Here is a 17,073-nt window from a genome sequence, read left to right on the forward strand (position 1 = left end):
GTTATATTATAGAAAGCAGGTGTTAAAATACCTGCTTTTTTGTAATATATTGGAAGATATAATTAAAATAAAGCTGTTGAAAAAATATCATTTTACATATATAATCGACAAAACGAAAAGATTTTGTTAGAAAAGGAATGTTTTTAATATGCACGAAGAGAAAAAACTTAATGCAAATACCAATAATATAATGTGTTTGCTTTATGTTTCGTCTGTTTTCATATTGATATTTGCATTGTTTACGGGAATACCTCTATTAAGAGGCGGGCTTGCTTTATTTAAAGTAACTAAATTAGGCGGCTTATTGCTGCTTTTGATATTGACAACTGCATTATTAATATCTAAAAATAGGCGGATAATGTTTATAGGGTATATATTGCTTTTATATGCAATGTATAATTTACTTTACAGCTCATACAGCTTAGTAAATGGCGGATTGACCGAGCTTTTGAATGCAGGAACTGCGTTTTCAAATATAGGCGGCATATTTTGGGCAGGGGGTTTACTGCTTACATTTTTATATATCGTTAAGAAAAAGGACAGGTTAAGAGCCAGCGCCAGAAAGCTTATCATAATAAGTATTCTTTTTAATCTTGTATCTGCTGTCTACACATATGTTATTTCTTTTATAGAAAATGGGTTTGTTTTAAACGAAATATATACGCTGTTATTAAATATTATAGCTTCGGCATTTTTATTGCAGTGGTTGTTTGCTACCGTTCTTTTAAGTGAAATTAGAAGCAACGCCTTTTTCTTTGCTTATCCAACCAGGTATAAAAAAGATAAGAGTGTATATGAACCTCCTCAAGTCGACACGGCGTTTAAAACTCAGTCTGTACCTTTGGCAATATTTCTTTTTATAATAACACTGGGTTTTTACAACCTTTATTTCATATATAAAACAACGGATGCTCTAAGGTATTACAGTAATTCAGATGCCAAAAGGCCGGGCGTTAGCCTTGCACTTGCTATATTTATACCGTTTTATATAATTTACTGGTATGTAAAAACATCAAGAGAAATTAATGAGACAGCACAAAAGTTAAATACAAGCTCTATGAGTGTAAAAAGAGGCACTGCATTTTTCATGTGCATACTCTGCATGCCGCTTCTTATGGGTATATTTATGGGTAAGATAAATGCATTTATAGAAGCGGACATGGCAAAAAAGGGAGTTGGCCTAATCAAACGCCGTTCTTATACGTTAAAAGAGCTTTCTTCAGTTAGGTTTATTTTCTACTATATAATGACATTTGGCATATATGGGCTTTACTTTTTATATACTTCCAACGTATTTTTAGATGCGGCATTGAAGCGGAAAAATAAAAATGCAGGGAGAAAAGTACTCCTTTGCATGATAATACCTTTTTACCGTATTTATCTGGAAGTGGCAACGGCAAAGCATATGGAGAAACTTCTTTTAAGCTGGACAGATAAAGAAATTAAGATTAGTAAAAAAGTGTTTTTATTTAATATACTTCTTTTAAATATAATTTCTGGCTATATAATGAGAAAATCTATGTCTATTATTGTTGATATTAACTATTCACATATCAATTGTTCTTTACCGGACTTTACATATAAGCTTGCATACGTAAAGTGCCCGGAGATTTCACCTTTTAGCAAAACGGACACGGATAAAAAACTAACCGTAACTACTGCAACCGTAATTGCGGCAATTACAGTTGTAGTTGGAATGGGGACGAGCATAATAAACCAGATACATATAGGAAGTACGGTGACAGAGTATATTAACAGCGGGCAATACTATTTGGCTGAAGCTTACCTAAAAGGTGCTCCGCCGGATACTAAGAGCTGGATAGAAAAACAACTTTATTCTGTATATGTTGAAAAAGCCGAAACAGCGCTTACCGAGAAAGATACTATAACCGCATCAAAGATGGCAAACAGACTGAGCAATTTAGATCTTAATAAATCAAAAGACATACGATACCGTAATATTGGACTGCTTATAGACAACGACGATCTAAAAGATGCATTTAGCGAATATTTAAATTTAAGCGAAAATGAAACTAATCCGTATAAGGATGAAGTTACGTTGTTAAACGATGCGTTTTTAGATGATATTAAAAGCTATATAAAAGTTTCAGATATAGATAAGGCAAAGGAAATAGCCGCTATCGTTAAAGACAGCAGGGAGCTTGGATCTATTTATGATTTCGTTAAGCCGTATGAAGAGTTTTTTACAGTGTATAACGGAGGAGAATGGGGTTCCGCAATCGAGAGGCTAAGCAACCTGCCCGACAAGAGTATTGTAATTGCTAAAAAGACTCAGCTTGAAGATATGCAAAATTATTTTGGGAGTTTTGAATATAGTTTTGAAAGCAAGAGAACAGGCAATGTGAAAGTTAATGTTAAGCTTACTTTTAATTTTGCATCGTCTGGAAATTTTTCATTGATAGAATCATATGTGAAAAGTTCTATTAAAAATCCAACAGACGATGATTATGTAACAAAAACATTGCAAGATGGTAACTGGAGAAAAGATGGCGCAAAGGTAGACCTTTATATCGACGGGGAGTTAAAAGCTTCTATTCAGGCATATGTGGTGGGCGGTCTAAAGGTAGTTTTAGACCAAGAGTTTTTTAATCTGATAAATACATCTGATATAAGAACTTTAACAGGGCAGGAATCTATATTATTTTTAAAAAAGAGCTAGGCCAGTAAAATTCAAGCGGCTGTAAAAATAAACAGCCGCTTTTCCTTATTTTAAAAGACTTTTTAATAAGGGAATTTGGATATGCCTTTTAGGCATAAAAATTAATTGGAAAGTTGCTTTTTGATAAAAACTTAGCTATAATACTAAAGTATAAAATTTTGTAATTTGGAGGCTTTATTGAGTAGACTTTTTGGAACAGACGGTGTTAGGGGAATTGCCGGAAAAGATTTAACGCCGGAGCTTGCATTTAAACTAGGTCAGGCCGGTGCATATGTGCTTACCGGAGCCACATTTAAACCAAAGATTTTAATAGGAAGAGACACACGTATTTCAGGTTACATGATAGAAGCGGCATTGACGGCTGGAATTTGTTCTGTTGGAGCTCAAGCCGTTATTTTAGGCGTTGTACCGACAGCTTGTGTGGCTTATTTGGCAAAAGAATTAAATGCAGATGCCGGCATAATGATAAGTGCATCACATAATACCTTTGAGTATAATGGCATAAAGTTTTTCAACCAAAAAGGATTTAAACTTTCAGATGCAATAGAAGACAAAATAGAAGAACACATAAGGAACGACAACAAGGATATTCCTCTTGTTGCTGGAGCAGATATTGGCCGCAGAGTATACATGAAAAATACAGTTGCCGAATATGAACAGCTGCTTAATTCATGTGCCGATGAAAGGCTTGATGGTTTAAAAATAGTGCTTGATTTAGCGCAAGGAGCTGCCAGTAAAATAGCTGCTGGGATCTTTGCCAATTTAGGCGCTAACGTAATACCTTATTACGATACTCCGGACGGAGCGAATATAAACGATTTTTGCGGGTCTACCCATCCTGATAAACTTAAGTCCTTAGTGGTTGAATTAGGGGCGGATTTAGGCCTTGCTTTCGACGGTGATGCAGATAGGCTAATAGCTGTCGATGAGCATGGCAATATAGTCGATGGAGATAAAATACTGGCTATTTTGGCAGTTGATTTTAAAAAACGTGGGTTACTTAAGAAAAATACGCTCGTAGCGACTGTAATGTCTAATCTTGGGCTAATTAAAGCTATGGAAGCAAATGATATAAAAGTCTTGCAGACTAAAGTTGGTGACAGATACGTGCTTGAACGCATGCTTGAGGATGGATTTAACTTAGGCGGTGAGCAATCCGGACATATCATATATCTAGATAAGAGCACCACGGGAGATGGGCTGCTTACCGGGATATTACTGTGCTGCTGTATAAAGAGATATAATACGCAGTTATCCAGCTTGGGAAAAATCGTAAACATAATGCCTCAGGTTTTGGTGAATGCACATGTATCTGATAAAAATAAATTTGCATATGAAGAAGATGAGGTAATACAAAAGAAAATAGAGGAAATAGAAAATAAATTTAAAGGAAATGGAAGGGTGCTTATTCGCCCGAGCGGAACAGAGCCATTTGTACGCGTTATGATAGAAGGTAAAGAGCTTTCTGAGATTGGGAAAAATGCTGTTGATTTGGCAAAATTAATTGAGCAGAGGCTGTCGTAAGGCAGGAGGAAAATATAAATGTGCGGTATAGTAGGATATATAGGCGAGCGTAAAGTTGCGCCGGTACTTATAAAGGGATTAAAAAGGCTTGAATACCGTGGCTATGACAGTGCGGGTATAGCCTATCTTGATGATAATGATTTAAAGGTCATTAAGTCAAAAGGCCGCCTTAGCATATTAGAAGGATTAGTTGCAGGTATTGAAGCAAAGAATACGATTGGCATAGGCCATACACGCTGGGCGACTCATGGAGAACCGTCTGACGAGAATTCGCATCCTCAGACTAATGAGGAAAACAGTATTGCCGTTGTACATAACGGTATAATAGAAAATTACATAGAGTTAAAAGAAAAACTTACGGAAAAAGGCATTAAGTTTACTTCGCAGACGGATACTGAGGTAATAGCGCATTTAATAAACTATTACTATAACGGAGGTTTAGTAGAAGCAGTTGCCAAGGCTATTTCCAAATTAGAAGGGTCCTATGCTATTGGTGTAATATCAAAGCACCATCCGGACTCTATTGTTTGTGCACGTAAAGACAGCCCGTTGATCATAGGGCTTGGAAAAGGAGAAAATTTCATAGCGTCGGATATACCGGCTGTTTTGCCATATACTAAGGACGTTTATCTGTTGGAAGATAAAGAGATTGCTCTTTTAGAAAAAAATTCAGTTACGGTTTATGATAAGACAATGACTCCGGTTGAAAAAGAAGTCTTTAAAGTAGAATGGGACATAGAGCAGGCTGAAAAAGGCGGATATGCACATTTTATGTTAAAGGAGATACATGAAGAGCCGCAGTCTTTACTCGACACACTTTCCCAAGTAGTAAAAAATGGTAAGCCTTGTATAGATTCTCTTAACTTAAAGGACGAGTTTATAAAAAAACTTAAAAAAATCTATATAGTTGCTTGTGGCACCGCATACCATGCTGGCGTTGTAGGCAAGTATATATTGGAAAGGTCTCTTAGGATCTGTGTTGAAGTCGACATCGCTTCTGAATTTAGATATAGAAACTCACTTATCACTAAAGATGATTTAATGATAATAATATCTCAGTCAGGAGAGACCGCAGATACGATTGCCGCAATGAGAGAGGCAAAGAGCCGCGGAGCTTTTTGCTTGGCCATAGTCAATTCTCCTGGGTCTACCATATCGAGAGAGGCAGACGGTGTATTTTATACCCGTGCAGGGATGGAAATAGCGGTTGCATCTACCAAGGCTTACGATACGCAGCTTATGGCATTTTATGTATTAAGTGCTGCGTTTTCAAAGATCCGTGGTTTAGTAGACGACAAAGAGGCCAAAAAAATCATTTCAAGCCTTACAAGCGCCGCGACAACTACGAAAATGGTTTTGGATTTAGAAGAAAAAATAAAAAGGATAGCTGCTTTTAGTCTAAACCAGAGAAATGTGTTTTTCATTGGCAGGGGGCTAGACTATGCACTTGCACTTGAGTCTTCCCTTAAATTAAAAGAAATATCGTATATTCACTCGGAGGCATATGCTGCAGGGGAATTAAAGCATGGGACCATAGCTTTAATAGAAAAAGGGACGCTGGTATTTGGCATTTTGACTCAAAAAGATCTGATTGATAAGACGATAAGCAACCTTCAAGAAGTCAAGGCCCGCGGTGCATATATTATAGTATTAGCAGCGGAAGGGGCGAACGTCGAAGGAGTTGCTGACAGAGTAATAACATTACCTAAAATTGAAGATGAAATTTACTATCCACTTCTTGGTGTAATACCAATGCAGCTATTTGCATATTATGTATCTGTTCTAAAGGGATGCGACGTAGACAAGCCAAGGAACCTGGCAAAAAGCGTTACGGTTGAATAGTTTAATAAGATTTTTGTTGATATAAAAAAAGCCGTTTTGCCAAAAACGGCTTTTTTGCTATATTTTAAGTAAAGGAGATGATTTATTTGACGGGATCGATGATAATAATAGGCATTGTCTTATTGGTTTGCATTTTTGCCAATAAACTTTTTTACCGGCTTGGGGTTCCTACCCTGCTAGTCTTTTTAGTTCTTGGCATTTTGTTCGGATCTGAAGTAACAAATATAATATATTTTGACAACTATGATCTGGCTCTTAAAATATGCAGCATTGCACTTTTATTCATCATGTTCCAAGGCGGCTTTTCAACCAATTTGAAAATGGCAAAGCCTGTTGCATTCCCGTCTTTACTATTATCTACTTTGGGTGTTTTGATAACGGCAGTGTTAACGGGATTATTCTGCCACTTGGTAATGAAGATAACTTTAGCGCAGGGCTTTCTTATAGGGGCTATAGTGTCTTCCACTGATGCCGCTTCGGTATTTTCCATACTCCGTTCCAAAAAACTTAATTTAAAGAATAATTTAGCTTCACTTTTGGAAGTAGAAAGCGGCAGCAACGACCCGATGGCATATATGCTGACATTGGCAGCAATAACTTGGATCTCCGGTGAGGCTACAGGAACAATACCTGTTATGATATTAAAACAGATTTTACTCGGGGCTTTAATAGGGGTATTGCTTGGCAAGGCTTCTACATGGATATTAAATAAGGTAAACTTTGAAATAGATGGCCTTTATCCAATATTTGTAGGTGCAATAGCAGTATTGACTTATGCGGTTTGCGAGATGCTCGGCGGTAATGCATATCTTGCCGTGTATCTAGCAGGTCTTATACTTGGTAATGGCAAAATACTTCATAAAAGAAGCCTGGTACGGTTTTTCGACGGGGTTTCTTGGCTAATGCAGATATTATTATTCTTTTCACTTGGGCTACTCTGTTTCCCATCAATGCTTCCAAGTGTAATAATACCCGGTATCATGGTTTCGGTTTTCATGATACTGATAGCCAGGCCTGCAGCAGTCTTTGGTATACTTTCATTTTTCAAGATCCCGGTAAAACAGCAATTATTTGTATCGTGGGTAGGCCTTCGCGGGGCAGCGTCAATAGCATTTGCCATACTTGCGCTTACATATAATTTGAATATGAAAAATGATATTTTTCATATGGTGTTTTTAGTAGCACTTTTCTCTGTCGCGCTACAAGGCACTCTTGTTCCTTTTATGGCTAAAAAACTTGATTTGGTAGAAGATACGTCATCTGTTTTAAAGACATTTAACGATTATGCCGGAGATGTGAAAATGATAGAGATGACTATCGATGAAAAGAGCCCGTGGGCAGGGAAAACAATGGCGGAGTCGGGTATCCCGAGAGAAATGCTCGTAGTTATGATAGCAAGGAATGGTAAAGTCGTAATACCTAAAGGCGACACTGAAATTTTATCCGGTGATGTATTGGTGGTATCAGGAAACACGTTTAAGGGAGATTCTCAGGCTGAGCTAATTGAAATAGAATTGTCACAGGAAAGCGAGTGGATAGGAAGACGTATCTGCGAAGTGGATATTCCAAAAGAGGTACTTGTAGTGATGATTAAAAGAAAAGGTAATACGATAGTGCCAAACGGCAATACCAAGTTAAGAGAAGGGGATATTTTAGTATTAAGCGGGTGCGGTGAAGAATGTAAGCAAAATATATAAAAAGCAGATTTTTATCTGCTTTTTAATCTTTTAATTTATCTTTAATACTATCTAATATTTTGATTTTTTCGAACCTGCTGTCTGTTGAACTAAATTCATCTGCTAATTTATTTTTATAGTCTTTATCCGTTAACTTAGATAACTGCTGGAAAAACTCTACTTCAAGTTTTTTATCTATTTGAGCAATGGAAAATATACCTGTGATTAAGAATAATTTTATACGGTATTCAAGATAAACAAGTGAAATAGTTATAAAGGTGCATAGCAGGCTTAGGTTTAAAAATGACAAGTAAATATTATTTAGCATATTACGCAAAAAAAGCCGGATTAAGAATATTAGCAAGAAAATAACAGCGAGAAGTCCGCTTAAAAAATAGGCTGTTTTTAAAGAATATAGTATGATCTTTTGTTTTTTTGTCTTCATAAATTATCTCGTTTTTATTGTGTAATTTGATATATGCCCAGGAATATAAGACCGGCAACTAGAGCTATTGCCAAAATCAAGGCTACAAGAGATTTAAATGAAAATTTACTTTGCATGTATAACTCCTATTTTATATAATATCATTATATATGTTTATTGCTTTTTTAAATAATAACATATAAACTCTCAAATGTTAATACTTTTAGAAGAGAGGGATCTTAATGAAAATTAAACTTAATGAGATTAAATCAAAATTAATCAAAAAGCTAACTAAATTAAATAAAAAACAAAAAATATTATCCATCGTTGCTGCTTCTTTAGTTTTGGCAGGGATACTGCTGATAATATTTTTGCCGAGTTTGACACAGGCGGTTTATTATGGGAAAGTTAGTGCTATTGAGAGTAATGCTATAAATGAGTCTGAAATTATTAAGACTAACGGCAGTATTGAAGAAAATGAAACGCTAAGTGAATTTATGTCTAGAATTAAAACTTCAGTTGATAAGATAGATGTGGAAAAGCGTTTTACTGAATTAAATGAAGAATATGAAAATGTTTCTAAGTTAACGTTTGAAGAAACTGATTTGTCTCAATATGTTAACAAGGCTACTCAAGTCTTAACCTCTTACGATATTATAAGCAAAGCTGCAGATAACGTAAAAACGTTAAATGATGAGTTTACTTCTATTATAGGATCATCCGATAGTGAGAATGTTAAGGATCAATTAAACGAGCTGTTAAGCAGCATTTCAGAAAATAAGGATACACTAAACAGTATAGATATAGAAGAGCTTATGCCGGCAGCAGACTCAGTAATTAAAGTATTTAATGAGCTTGAAGGCAGCATTGATAAATACAAGGAATTGTCAGATGAATTAAATAAATTTAATTCAAAATATGATACCCAGGTTGCAAATATGCAAAGTATAAATTCGTGGAAGATTTTACGGGACAACGCAACTCTTGATGAGTATAAGGAGATGTGCCAGCAAAAAATCGATGAATTTACTGAACAGGCAGAAAGCGGAATAGATAACATTAACAAGATAGGTGAGAATATGCAAAATTTCAAAGAGCAGTTTGAAACTTCTTATAAAATATTTTTGAAGCGATTGGGTATTAACAAAGTGGACTATCCAACAAAAGAACAAATAGAAAATTCGATTGATTCAGCTAAGAACTTAGTTTTTTCTGAATAAATAAAAAAGCCGTTTAAACGGCTTTTTTTATTTAAGGAAAGTATTGACATTTTTGATATAATGTTTATAATAATTACTATAAAGTAAGTAATACGAAATTGTAATAATTACAATTCGGAGAAGGGAAAATGCAATCTTGTGCTAATGCAAAAGATATAAAGAACACGCTTATAGATTATGGCATACAAGCGTCTTATACGCGCATACGTATATATGAAGTGTTAAAGTCTAGCAAGGTGCATTTAAGTGCTGAAGATGTTTACTTAAAACTTATAGATAGCATACCGACGCTATCAAGGACAACTGTGTATAATACTCTTAGCCTATATGCAAAAAAGGGTGTTATAAGCGAAGTGCCGGTTTACGGAAAAGCACTTAAATACGATGCTAACAATAAGGCGCATGGATATTTTAAATGCCGGATTTGTGATGGGGTTTTTGACATAGGGGCAAATGAAATGCCTTCATTAAAAGAAGGGTTTAAAGTTGAAAAAATAGATGTATTTTACTACGGTATATGCAGCAAATGTGCCCAAAAGCTGAATGAAAAGAAGGGAAGCAATTAGACAGTCATTATTAATTATGTTTTCTTTGGCTAAAAGGCTATAATGATAATTGAGAATGGGATTTGGAGATAAAACGGACAAGCATCCGTTTTATTTCATTTATGCAATTTGTTAATTTTATGTTTAAACTTTTATCATAGTAATGTAGCATAAAATAGAGTATAATATTTTACATATAACATAAAAAAGCAGGATACTAATGGAGCCAAATGAGTTTTTAAACGAAGATGAAAAGTTAAGAGATCGAAATAAAGCAAAGCTTTTTAAAACAATACTAATCATCATCGCAGTAGTATTTTTAGCTATTTTAGCAATAGATTTAATACCCAAAGCGGGAAGCGATTTAAGCGCTGTCAATTCCTTTGAAGATAGCTTTGATAAATTTGACCAAAACAACTTTATATCAATAAATTCATTAACAGGCGATTCGGCTGATATCCCTCAGATAATTGATGGCTCGCTGTGCCTTTTAACAGACAATAGCGGGAAAGCTCCGGTCGTTTTATCAAGGCCAGTCAAACTAGATGGAGAAATTTATTTTAAGCGTACGTGCATGATAAGTTTAGACAAAGGATATGCGGGATACTTAAAGATAATATGGGTCAAAGATTCAACAGACGAGAATTATACTTTTCTGTCAATGGTAGAGTATAATGATTATGGCGAAGATCTAATGGGCAAATCAGGTTATTTTACACTACTAGACAAAGACCAAAAGAGCATAGCAACAGTGCCATTTATAAAAGACGAGAAATTTACAGAGGAAATAAATTACGAAAGCAAAACCGGGAAACTTACATATACAATAAACGGGCAAAGTTATGATTTGGATGCCCCTTCTTTAAGTGGAGGATACGTATTTGTTATAATGCAAACGGTAAGCGGTATATCGAGCGGAAACTTTTCAGTTGATGAAATTTTAATTTCAAATGGAGTTAGTTGATGAAAAAAATAGTTAAGAAGAAGCCAGACAAAGAAGAAAACGTACTAGTAGTCTTAAAAGAGCACATTATAAAAAAAGAGGCTATTTTAGGGGCAATAGTGGGCGTGCTTATTTTTTTAATCGGTTTTTTTGCATATGACATGTTTATACCAAAAACGATTATTTCAGATGATTTTTCAAGCTATGATAAAAACACATGGCACTATGTTCAAAATTCAACGGGAGAAGAATCCTATAATGTGAGTATTGATGACGGCATGCTTAAAATACCTAAAAATACAATCGGAACAGAGCCGTTTATAGTTTCAAAAACGTTTACAGTAAATAAAGGAAAGACGATCTCGATTGACAGGGATTTACTAATAAATACAACTGAAGAGCAGGATTTTATAGCATATTTTGTATTATCTAGCGTATCGGATGAAGGCAGCCCCCAGGACATATTTTATATAGAGTATATAAATTCTGATAGTGCATTTGAGATAAATGTATGCGTCGTTGAAGATGAGTCCTTAACCATACTAGAAACCTTGAGTTTTCCTCCAAACGAAGAGTTCAGCGAAGCAATAGATTTTAACACTTCAACTGGGATGCTTACTTACAAAGCCAACGGAGACTCGACAAGCGTAACCGCTTTGGTCCCTGAAACCAACGAGTTTGCTCTTTATATGTTCGGTGAATCTGAATATGATCAAGGGGATATGTTAGTTGACAATATAGTAGTAAAGACCAATTAAATATATTTTTTACAGCAAATAAATTGGGGATGGGATAGGTGAATGGAACAAGCAAACAAGGACTATAAAGAAGCACGGCGCCGTGTAAATGCATATAAAAGAGGGATCTTTATTACAATAATAGCCTGGGTGCTAATAATGGTCTTTGTATATTATTTTTTTACAAATATTATTGTAGATAACGGTGCTATATATGTAGTTATATTATTTGAAATTCTTATATTATATCAGATATGGTGGTTTCTTAAAAGAAACCGGCGTAAGATTGAAGGAATTTTATATGACGAGTGTGATGCCAAGCTTAGTTTAGTTGTGTTTAATATAATGAATGATAATGAAAAAAACTACCTTTTGAAAGCTCAGGCTTTAGCTATGACAGGCGATGATATTGCCATAGATGTAAAAAAGGTTCCAATAAAGCTACTCTGCCTGCTTTTAGATATATATGTCGACATTTATTTAAATACTGGAGATGTAAATCCGTTTTTAAATGCGCTTAGCGCTATTAATGAAGAATTTAAAAAAGGGTATTTACCTAAATCAACTTTAAAAAAGTTAAATAAAAAAATTCAAAAATCAAAGAGTATAGTTGGTTTGAGCGAAGATAAAACACTTCGAGAAAATCTTATAAACAAGGAATTAAATACTACTCACATATATAGGCGGGTATTATTAAATCTTATGCTTGCAAGGGAAGCAATTAGGGAGAATAACTTAGAAGAAGCAAAAATAAGGTTAAACTTAGTATATGATAAAGCTCCAAGGATGGATGCTTCTAATAAGGCTAAAGAAATGCTTAAAAATATTTAATATCTTGATATAATATGGGTTAGGCCTAAAATAAGTAGACTTAACCCATATTAATTTTCAAATAAAATTTAATCGTGCCTATGGTGATCACTTAGTCTTGGGTATATAGCAAGTGCAGTTAGACCGGCAATACCGACTATGATATATACTATTCTTGCACCTATGGACGCTGTACCGCCGAAAATAGCTGCAACTAAATCAAATTGAAAAAGTCCAACTAATAGCCAATTCAAAGCCCCGATGATTATAATCGTTAAAGATGTAATATTCAAACAAATCACTCCTTTCGTTACATTTAGTATTTGCAAAAGGAGTATAATTATTTACAAATATTTTTTTTCTTTTTTTTATCTATTATTATTTCTACTTCTAAACGTGAAAAGTATATATTTTCCATGAAGTCATCTTTTAAAAACGATGTTTTATAAAAATTTTTAATTTCGGATATATGTTTTGACAGTATTATAGGAACTGCGATATCAAGGGGCCTTAAAACTTGTGATAGTATATCGTTTAAATAACTTGCAGATATAGGCAGTGTTACTTTAGTTTCTGTAGTAGCTATTATTTTTTCATGTTTAATTTGCTTTATAAAAAGCCGCGCCATAAAAACCTCTTTCGTTAGTTTTATTAATCAAGTAAAAAAAGTTTTTCTTTTTGCTTGGTTAAGTTAGGGTCTATGTTATCCGTTATCGTTGTATTTAGTCTTTCTATTATATCTAGAAGAGTTGCCTTTAATTCTATATATGTAAGTAAAGAATACGAGTTGTTTTCAACTATACAGTTAAGGCGGGCGTTTAATTTATCAAGCGTTTTTTTACATTTATTTAAATCTTTTTTTATATTCTCATAGTTTACTATATCGGATTTATCAATATGGTTTATTTGAACTGACAGATCTTTTCCATTTTCCCTGGCACGCCCGATACGAATTAGGTATTCAGCATAAGCAGGATCGCAAGAAAAACGTTTAAGAATCAAGCTTTCTTCTTTTGTAAATGAACCCTTCATACTTACCTCCCAATAAATACGTTATGAATATAATATACTCTATTCATTTCTTATAATTAAATAGCAATCTAATTAAAAAGGCTTAAAATTTTAAGCCTTTTTAATTAATCAACCAGTCAAGCGTTTTCTGCCCGGGTTTTCATTGACGAACCATGAAATATTAGTGTATCCTGCAGCATTGAATATTGAAGTGGCAGATTTTTTGAGCTCTTTAATAGCAGTATCAATTTCAGTGCCATCTCTTTTCTTGGCGGATAAAGCGTTTTGGGTATCCATAAGCGTATCTAGATTATCTATCTGATTATTTAAGTTTTCAACGTCTTCAGCAGATATTTTTCTATCCTCTTCAGGCAAGGCTGCATCTTTTTCAAGTATACCGTTTACTATATCTGTATATTTTTCTCCCTGCATAGTTGCCCACAGCCAGTCGCAATACTCAAGGGAATATTCCGTATATTGAGGTACGTCTATATTATAAACTTCCTTAATGATCTCAACGCGTTTTTCCTGGTTTGTTATCACGTATACCCAGTTGAAAATAATCTTTTGTACCCCACCCATCGTGTACATGGATATATTCTCGTCTGCAAGCTTAGCTCCAAAGACTGCGAGGGCAGCTACTTGTTCAAAAGACATATTAGTATAAAGTTCCCCGTCAAGTGCCTGTATTATATCCGGTACGGAAAAAATCAGGTTAGTGCTTTTAAGTTTGTCAAATACGGCAATTAGCATTTTTTTCTGCCGGTTGACGCGGTTTAGATCACCTGCGGATGCTACGTGCTTACGCACACGAAGGTAGTCTAAAACTCCCTGGCCGTCTAAGTGCTGCATTCCGCTTTCATAGGAGCGGCCCTGTATAGTAAAGTTCAGATCCACATCGTAATCTACGCCGCCGATTAAGTTTACCAGCTCTTTTACGACAGGCATAGTGACACCCATATAAAAGTCTATATCAATTCCGCCGAGCTCCCAAGACACACTATCGCATACGTTTTGGAAACCATCTGGGACCCCGCCGCCATGGTATATTGCAGAGTTAAGCTTAAATATTCCGCCGTCGGTACCTATTTCTCTTAGATAAATACTGTCCTTATCTGGTTTTTCACTGGTACGGTCATCTTTTAAAACGGATATTTTAGCATAAGTATCCCTTGGTACGCTAATCATATCTACTGTATTTTCTTTAAAATTGATAGCTAGTACCATCATAACGTCTGAATAAAAATATTTATTCCAGTCCTCGCGTTCTTCAGCGTAGTCGACACCGATTAGTAAAACGTTTATGGTATCTTTCATTATATCTTTATCAGCAACAGACAACATATAATCGTATTGATCGTCTAATTGAATTTGAGTGGTTACAGGAGATGCATCTACATCTTTGTCAAAAAATACAGAGGGGTTGTTTATTATGTTATATACATGTATGCCCAAGATGCTGATCCCTGCAACTACTAGCCCTAATGCGCTAAATAATATTATCTTTTTTATTTTGCGTTTTTTAAAATAAGCGGTCTTTTCAACGTCTGACATAGCCGCTATTTTTTCATTAAGGCGTTCTTTTCTGCTCTTGCGCTTCACTTTTTCTTCATTTTTATCTGGAGTGCTATTTTTTTTCTTATCAGCACTTTTCTTATCTTTTTTAGATGAATCTTTATCTGGAGCGCTATTTTTTTTCTTATTAAAAAGTTTAAAGAACTTTTCAAATAATTTAGAAATTTTTAAAATCATATTTTTAAAAAACATTTATTGTACCTGCTTTAAATAATTAATTATATATAATTATGATAGATTTAAAGTAAAAATAATCAAAATTACACTTTTAATTTATAGGATATACAAATGTAATGTAATAATCCGAAGTATTGTCAGGGCCTGATAAATAGTAAACCGGATATATATTATTTTCATCTGTATAGATATCACCTGTTATTAAAAGTGAATCTACACTTAATTTATTATTAGGGAACGAATACGCATTTAGTTGGTAGTTAAATCCATCGTTTGCGGTTTCCGGCGGGGTTATATAATAAAGCGTATCTCCGACAAATCCCATCTGCTGTATTTGTATATTAGATGCAATAGGCGTTTCTGTTCCCGTTTCTAGATTGTATCCGACAAGGCCCATTATCTCGCCTCCGTCCTGCTGTATGTCCATTGTAATGACAGACATATAAGTACCGTCGTTACTTATGTTAAAGTCTACTCCGTCGGCTATCAGGGTCCTTCCGGTAGAGGTTATTTCATATATGTGAGTATTGCCTGATTCATCGTCGTCAGTTACGAAAAGACGGCCGTTTTTATTGATTATTTTGCTTGCATTTGTCGGGCTTTCTTCCACAGCCGATATGGCGTTGCCATTGTTTAATTCTACTTTCATGATCTGCTTAGAAGTGTTAGAGCCTGAAATACAGTATATTATATCATTATTTTTGTCGAAGCAAAAATCGTCTGTAACACTGCCTAATCCTTCTTCGCTTAAATTTATAAGATCGTTTTCACTTATGTCGTATGCGTATAAGATAGCGTTGTCATCTGAAATATCTAAAATTACGATATAATTCCCGGAAGGAGAAAATTTAGCTTTTGTGATCCGTGAAAAATCCGGGAGCGTCTGCTGTTCTAAATCACCAGAAGCTGTTTTGATCCATAGGCGTTCATATACCGGTTTAGAAAGGTCCTCGGCTGTAGCTTCATCCATAATGTAGCTTCTTGAAAACAAGATGCTTCCATCGCTTTTATTGTCTAAAAACCGTCCGTTGTTTAATATAGCCTCAAGAGATATATCTTCACCGCCTTTTTGCATGGATGGAGCTTCAATTATTTCACTTATGTCCACAAAAGAGATAACGTCCGGAAGTTTATCCCCTTCAAGAGATATTACTTTAACCACTGCACCAAATGAGCTAGAGATAGATTGCTCGGTTACTTCCTTAAACGAATTTGCTTCAGCTTCGGTGTCAAATGGATCTGATATAAGTATGATACTTTCCTGATCAGAGCAAAGTATCGGCGTATACGCAAGCGAATCCGGGAATGTACCCTCTTGGTAACTGCTAAATAGGTTCGTTACCGTATAATAAGCGGTCTTTAATTCATTATCTTTTTGAAGATATATTATCAAATGGTCATTTTCTTCGGAAACTTTATAAGTAACGTCTGAAGATAAGTCAAAATAAATATCTATATATGAATCATTGGCAGGGACGACATTGAAGATACCAGAGACCAAGCCTGCTATCTTAGTTCCGCCGTAATATGAATAATCGTAATAATCTACGTTTTGTATGCGGACTACCATTCGTGCAGGAGAACTTAAGAAAGAAATATCAAATGCAGGCAACCCACCCAATTTAGATTCCTCTTTTCCGGAAAGAACGCTGCCTAACAAAAAGTATAAGTCTACTTTTGTTCTAGATCCTTCCTGGGTTATGCTGATACTCTTGACGTTTACATTTTCAGATATGCTGGAATCCCCGCCTGAATATGGTTCGGCAGAGCTTTCAAACCCTTCGGAAGAAGCGGTGCAGCTTGAAAAAGAAAAAGCCAGTATTATTATAATTATCAGTATCGAGAAAAGTTTTTTCATTATATCTCCTAACTAAGAAACTTTATTTAATAATTATACACGAAAGTAGTT

General features: G+C 34.9%; 15 protein-coding genes. 9 read left to right on the forward strand and 6 right to left on the reverse strand.

The annotated features are described in order from the left end of the window. The first annotated feature begins 148 nt into the window (after window positions 1-148). From R2876_05590 to R2876_05605, 4 genes are all read left to right on the forward strand, one after another. Entirely contained in the window at window positions 149-2,680 is a 2,532-nt protein-coding gene (locus R2876_05590; GenBank protein MEZ4358083.1) for a DUF4234 domain-containing protein, read from the forward strand. A 177-nt stretch (window positions 2,681-2,857) separates the two neighbouring features. Beyond that, on the forward strand, window positions 2,858-4,204 hold the full coding sequence (gene glmM / locus R2876_05595) for a phosphoglucosamine mutase (protein MEZ4358084.1): 1,347 nt from the start codon (window positions 2,858-2,860) through the stop codon (window positions 4,202-4,204). Window positions 4,205-4,222: 18 nt separating this feature from the next. Continuing rightward, on the forward strand, window positions 4,223-6,046 hold the full coding sequence (gene glmS / locus R2876_05600; GenBank protein MEZ4358085.1) for a glutamine--fructose-6-phosphate transaminase (isomerizing): 1,824 nt from the start codon (window positions 4,223-4,225) through the stop codon (window positions 6,044-6,046). 77 nt (window positions 6,047-6,123) lie between these two features. After that, window positions 6,124-7,743 carry a potassium/proton antiporter gene (locus tag R2876_05605; GenBank protein ID MEZ4358086.1) on the forward strand — a complete coding sequence of 540 codons (1,620 nt, stop codon included), beginning with the start codon at window positions 6,124-6,126 and terminating at the stop codon, window positions 7,741-7,743. Window positions 7,744-7,765: 22 nt separating this feature from the next. Here the strand turns inward: R2876_05605 and R2876_05610 are convergent, their stop codons facing one another. Continuing rightward, complete coding sequence (locus tag R2876_05610; protein MEZ4358087.1) at window positions 7,766-8,167, reverse strand: hypothetical protein; 402 nt, start codon at window positions 8,165-8,167, stop codon at window positions 7,766-7,768. A gap of 221 nt (window positions 8,168-8,388) precedes the next feature. Between R2876_05610 and R2876_05615 the strand changes: the two genes are divergently transcribed. From R2876_05615 to R2876_05635, 5 genes are all read left to right on the forward strand, one after another. Next, on the forward strand, window positions 8,389-9,366 hold the full coding sequence (locus R2876_05615) for a hypothetical protein (protein ID MEZ4358088.1): 978 nt from the start codon (window positions 8,389-8,391) through the stop codon (window positions 9,364-9,366). A gap of 128 nt (window positions 9,367-9,494) precedes the next feature. Next, window positions 9,495-9,932, forward strand: a complete 438-nt coding sequence (locus R2876_05620) for a transcriptional repressor (GenBank protein ID MEZ4358089.1) — start codon at window positions 9,495-9,497, stop codon at window positions 9,930-9,932. A 199-nt stretch (window positions 9,933-10,131) separates the two neighbouring features. Continuing rightward, the gene (locus R2876_05625) at window positions 10,132-10,875 is read left to right on the forward strand and encodes a hypothetical protein (GenBank protein MEZ4358090.1); all 744 of its coding nucleotides are present in this window, start codon (window positions 10,132-10,134) and stop codon (window positions 10,873-10,875) included. After that, the gene (locus tag R2876_05630; protein MEZ4358091.1) at window positions 10,875-11,612 is read left to right on the forward strand and encodes a hypothetical protein; all 738 of its coding nucleotides are present in this window, start codon (window positions 10,875-10,877) and stop codon (window positions 11,610-11,612) included. Before R2876_05625 ends, R2876_05630 begins: the two co-directional genes overlap by 1 nt. Window positions 11,613-11,750: 138 nt before the next feature. Beyond that, a complete protein-coding gene (locus R2876_05635; protein ID MEZ4358092.1) occupies window positions 11,751-12,422 on the forward strand; it encodes a hypothetical protein in 672 nt (223 codons plus the stop codon). A gap of 68 nt (window positions 12,423-12,490) precedes the next feature. Here R2876_05635 and R2876_05640 read toward each other — a convergent pair whose 3' ends face one another. The 5 genes from R2876_05640 to R2876_05660 form a co-directional block, all read right to left on the reverse strand. Further along, on the reverse strand, window positions 12,491-12,703 hold the full coding sequence (locus R2876_05640) for a DUF378 domain-containing protein (GenBank protein ID MEZ4358093.1): 213 nt from the start codon (window positions 12,701-12,703) through the stop codon (window positions 12,491-12,493). A 38-nt stretch (window positions 12,704-12,741) separates the two neighbouring features. After that, a complete protein-coding gene (locus R2876_05645) occupies window positions 12,742-13,029 on the reverse strand; it encodes a hypothetical protein (protein ID MEZ4358094.1) in 288 nt (95 codons plus the stop codon). A gap of 23 nt (window positions 13,030-13,052) precedes the next feature. Beyond that, window positions 13,053-13,433: a hypothetical protein gene (locus R2876_05650; GenBank protein MEZ4358095.1), complete on the reverse strand. Its 381-nt coding sequence runs from the start codon at window positions 13,431-13,433 to the stop codon at window positions 13,053-13,055. Between the two features lie 108 nt (window positions 13,434-13,541). Continuing rightward, complete coding sequence (locus R2876_05655; GenBank protein MEZ4358096.1) at window positions 13,542-15,179, reverse strand: LCP family protein; 1,638 nt, start codon at window positions 15,177-15,179, stop codon at window positions 13,542-13,544. 76 nt (window positions 15,180-15,255) lie between these two features. Beyond that, a complete protein-coding gene (locus R2876_05660) occupies window positions 15,256-17,022 on the reverse strand; it encodes a hypothetical protein (GenBank protein MEZ4358097.1) in 1,767 nt (588 codons plus the stop codon). Between the last annotated feature and the right edge of the window lie 51 nt (window positions 17,023-17,073).

The sequence above is a fragment of the Eubacteriales bacterium genome, from assembly GCA_041390245.1.
Lineage (GTDB): Bacteria > Bacillota > Clostridia > Christensenellales > JAWKQI01 > JAWKQI01.

Coding starts and splice junctions, on each gene's coding strand:
- R2876_05590 (MEZ4358083.1), top strand. CDS start 149: ATGCACGAAGAGAAAAAACTTAATGCAAATACCAATAATATAATGTGT.
- glmS (MEZ4358085.1), top strand. CDS start 4,223: ATGTGCGGTATAGTAGGATATATAGGCGAGCGTAAAGTTGCGCCGGTA.
- R2876_05605 (MEZ4358086.1), top strand. CDS start 6,124: ATGATTTATTTGACGGGATCGATGATAATAATAGGCATTGTCTTATTG.
- R2876_05610 (MEZ4358087.1), bottom strand. CDS start 8,167: ATGAAGACAAAAAAACAAAAGATCATACTATATTCTTTAAAAACAGCC.
- R2876_05615 (MEZ4358088.1), top strand. CDS start 8,389: ATGAAAATTAAACTTAATGAGATTAAATCAAAATTAATCAAAAAGCTA.
- R2876_05620 (MEZ4358089.1), top strand. CDS start 9,495: ATGCAATCTTGTGCTAATGCAAAAGATATAAAGAACACGCTTATAGAT.
- R2876_05625 (MEZ4358090.1), top strand. CDS start 10,132: ATGGAGCCAAATGAGTTTTTAAACGAAGATGAAAAGTTAAGAGATCGA.
- R2876_05630 (MEZ4358091.1), top strand. CDS start 10,875: ATGAAAAAAATAGTTAAGAAGAAGCCAGACAAAGAAGAAAACGTACTA.
- R2876_05635 (MEZ4358092.1), top strand. CDS start 11,751: ATGGTCTTTGTATATTATTTTTTTACAAATATTATTGTAGATAACGGT.
- R2876_05645 (MEZ4358094.1), bottom strand. CDS start 13,029: ATGGCGCGGCTTTTTATAAAGCAAATTAAACATGAAAAAATAATAGCT.
- R2876_05650 (MEZ4358095.1), bottom strand. CDS start 13,433: ATGAAGGGTTCATTTACAAAAGAAGAAAGCTTGATTCTTAAACGTTTT.
- R2876_05655 (MEZ4358096.1), bottom strand. CDS start 15,179: ATGTTTTTTAAAAATATGATTTTAAAAATTTCTAAATTATTTGAAAAG.
- R2876_05660 (MEZ4358097.1), bottom strand. CDS start 17,022: ATGAAAAAACTTTTCTCGATACTGATAATTATAATAATACTGGCTTTT.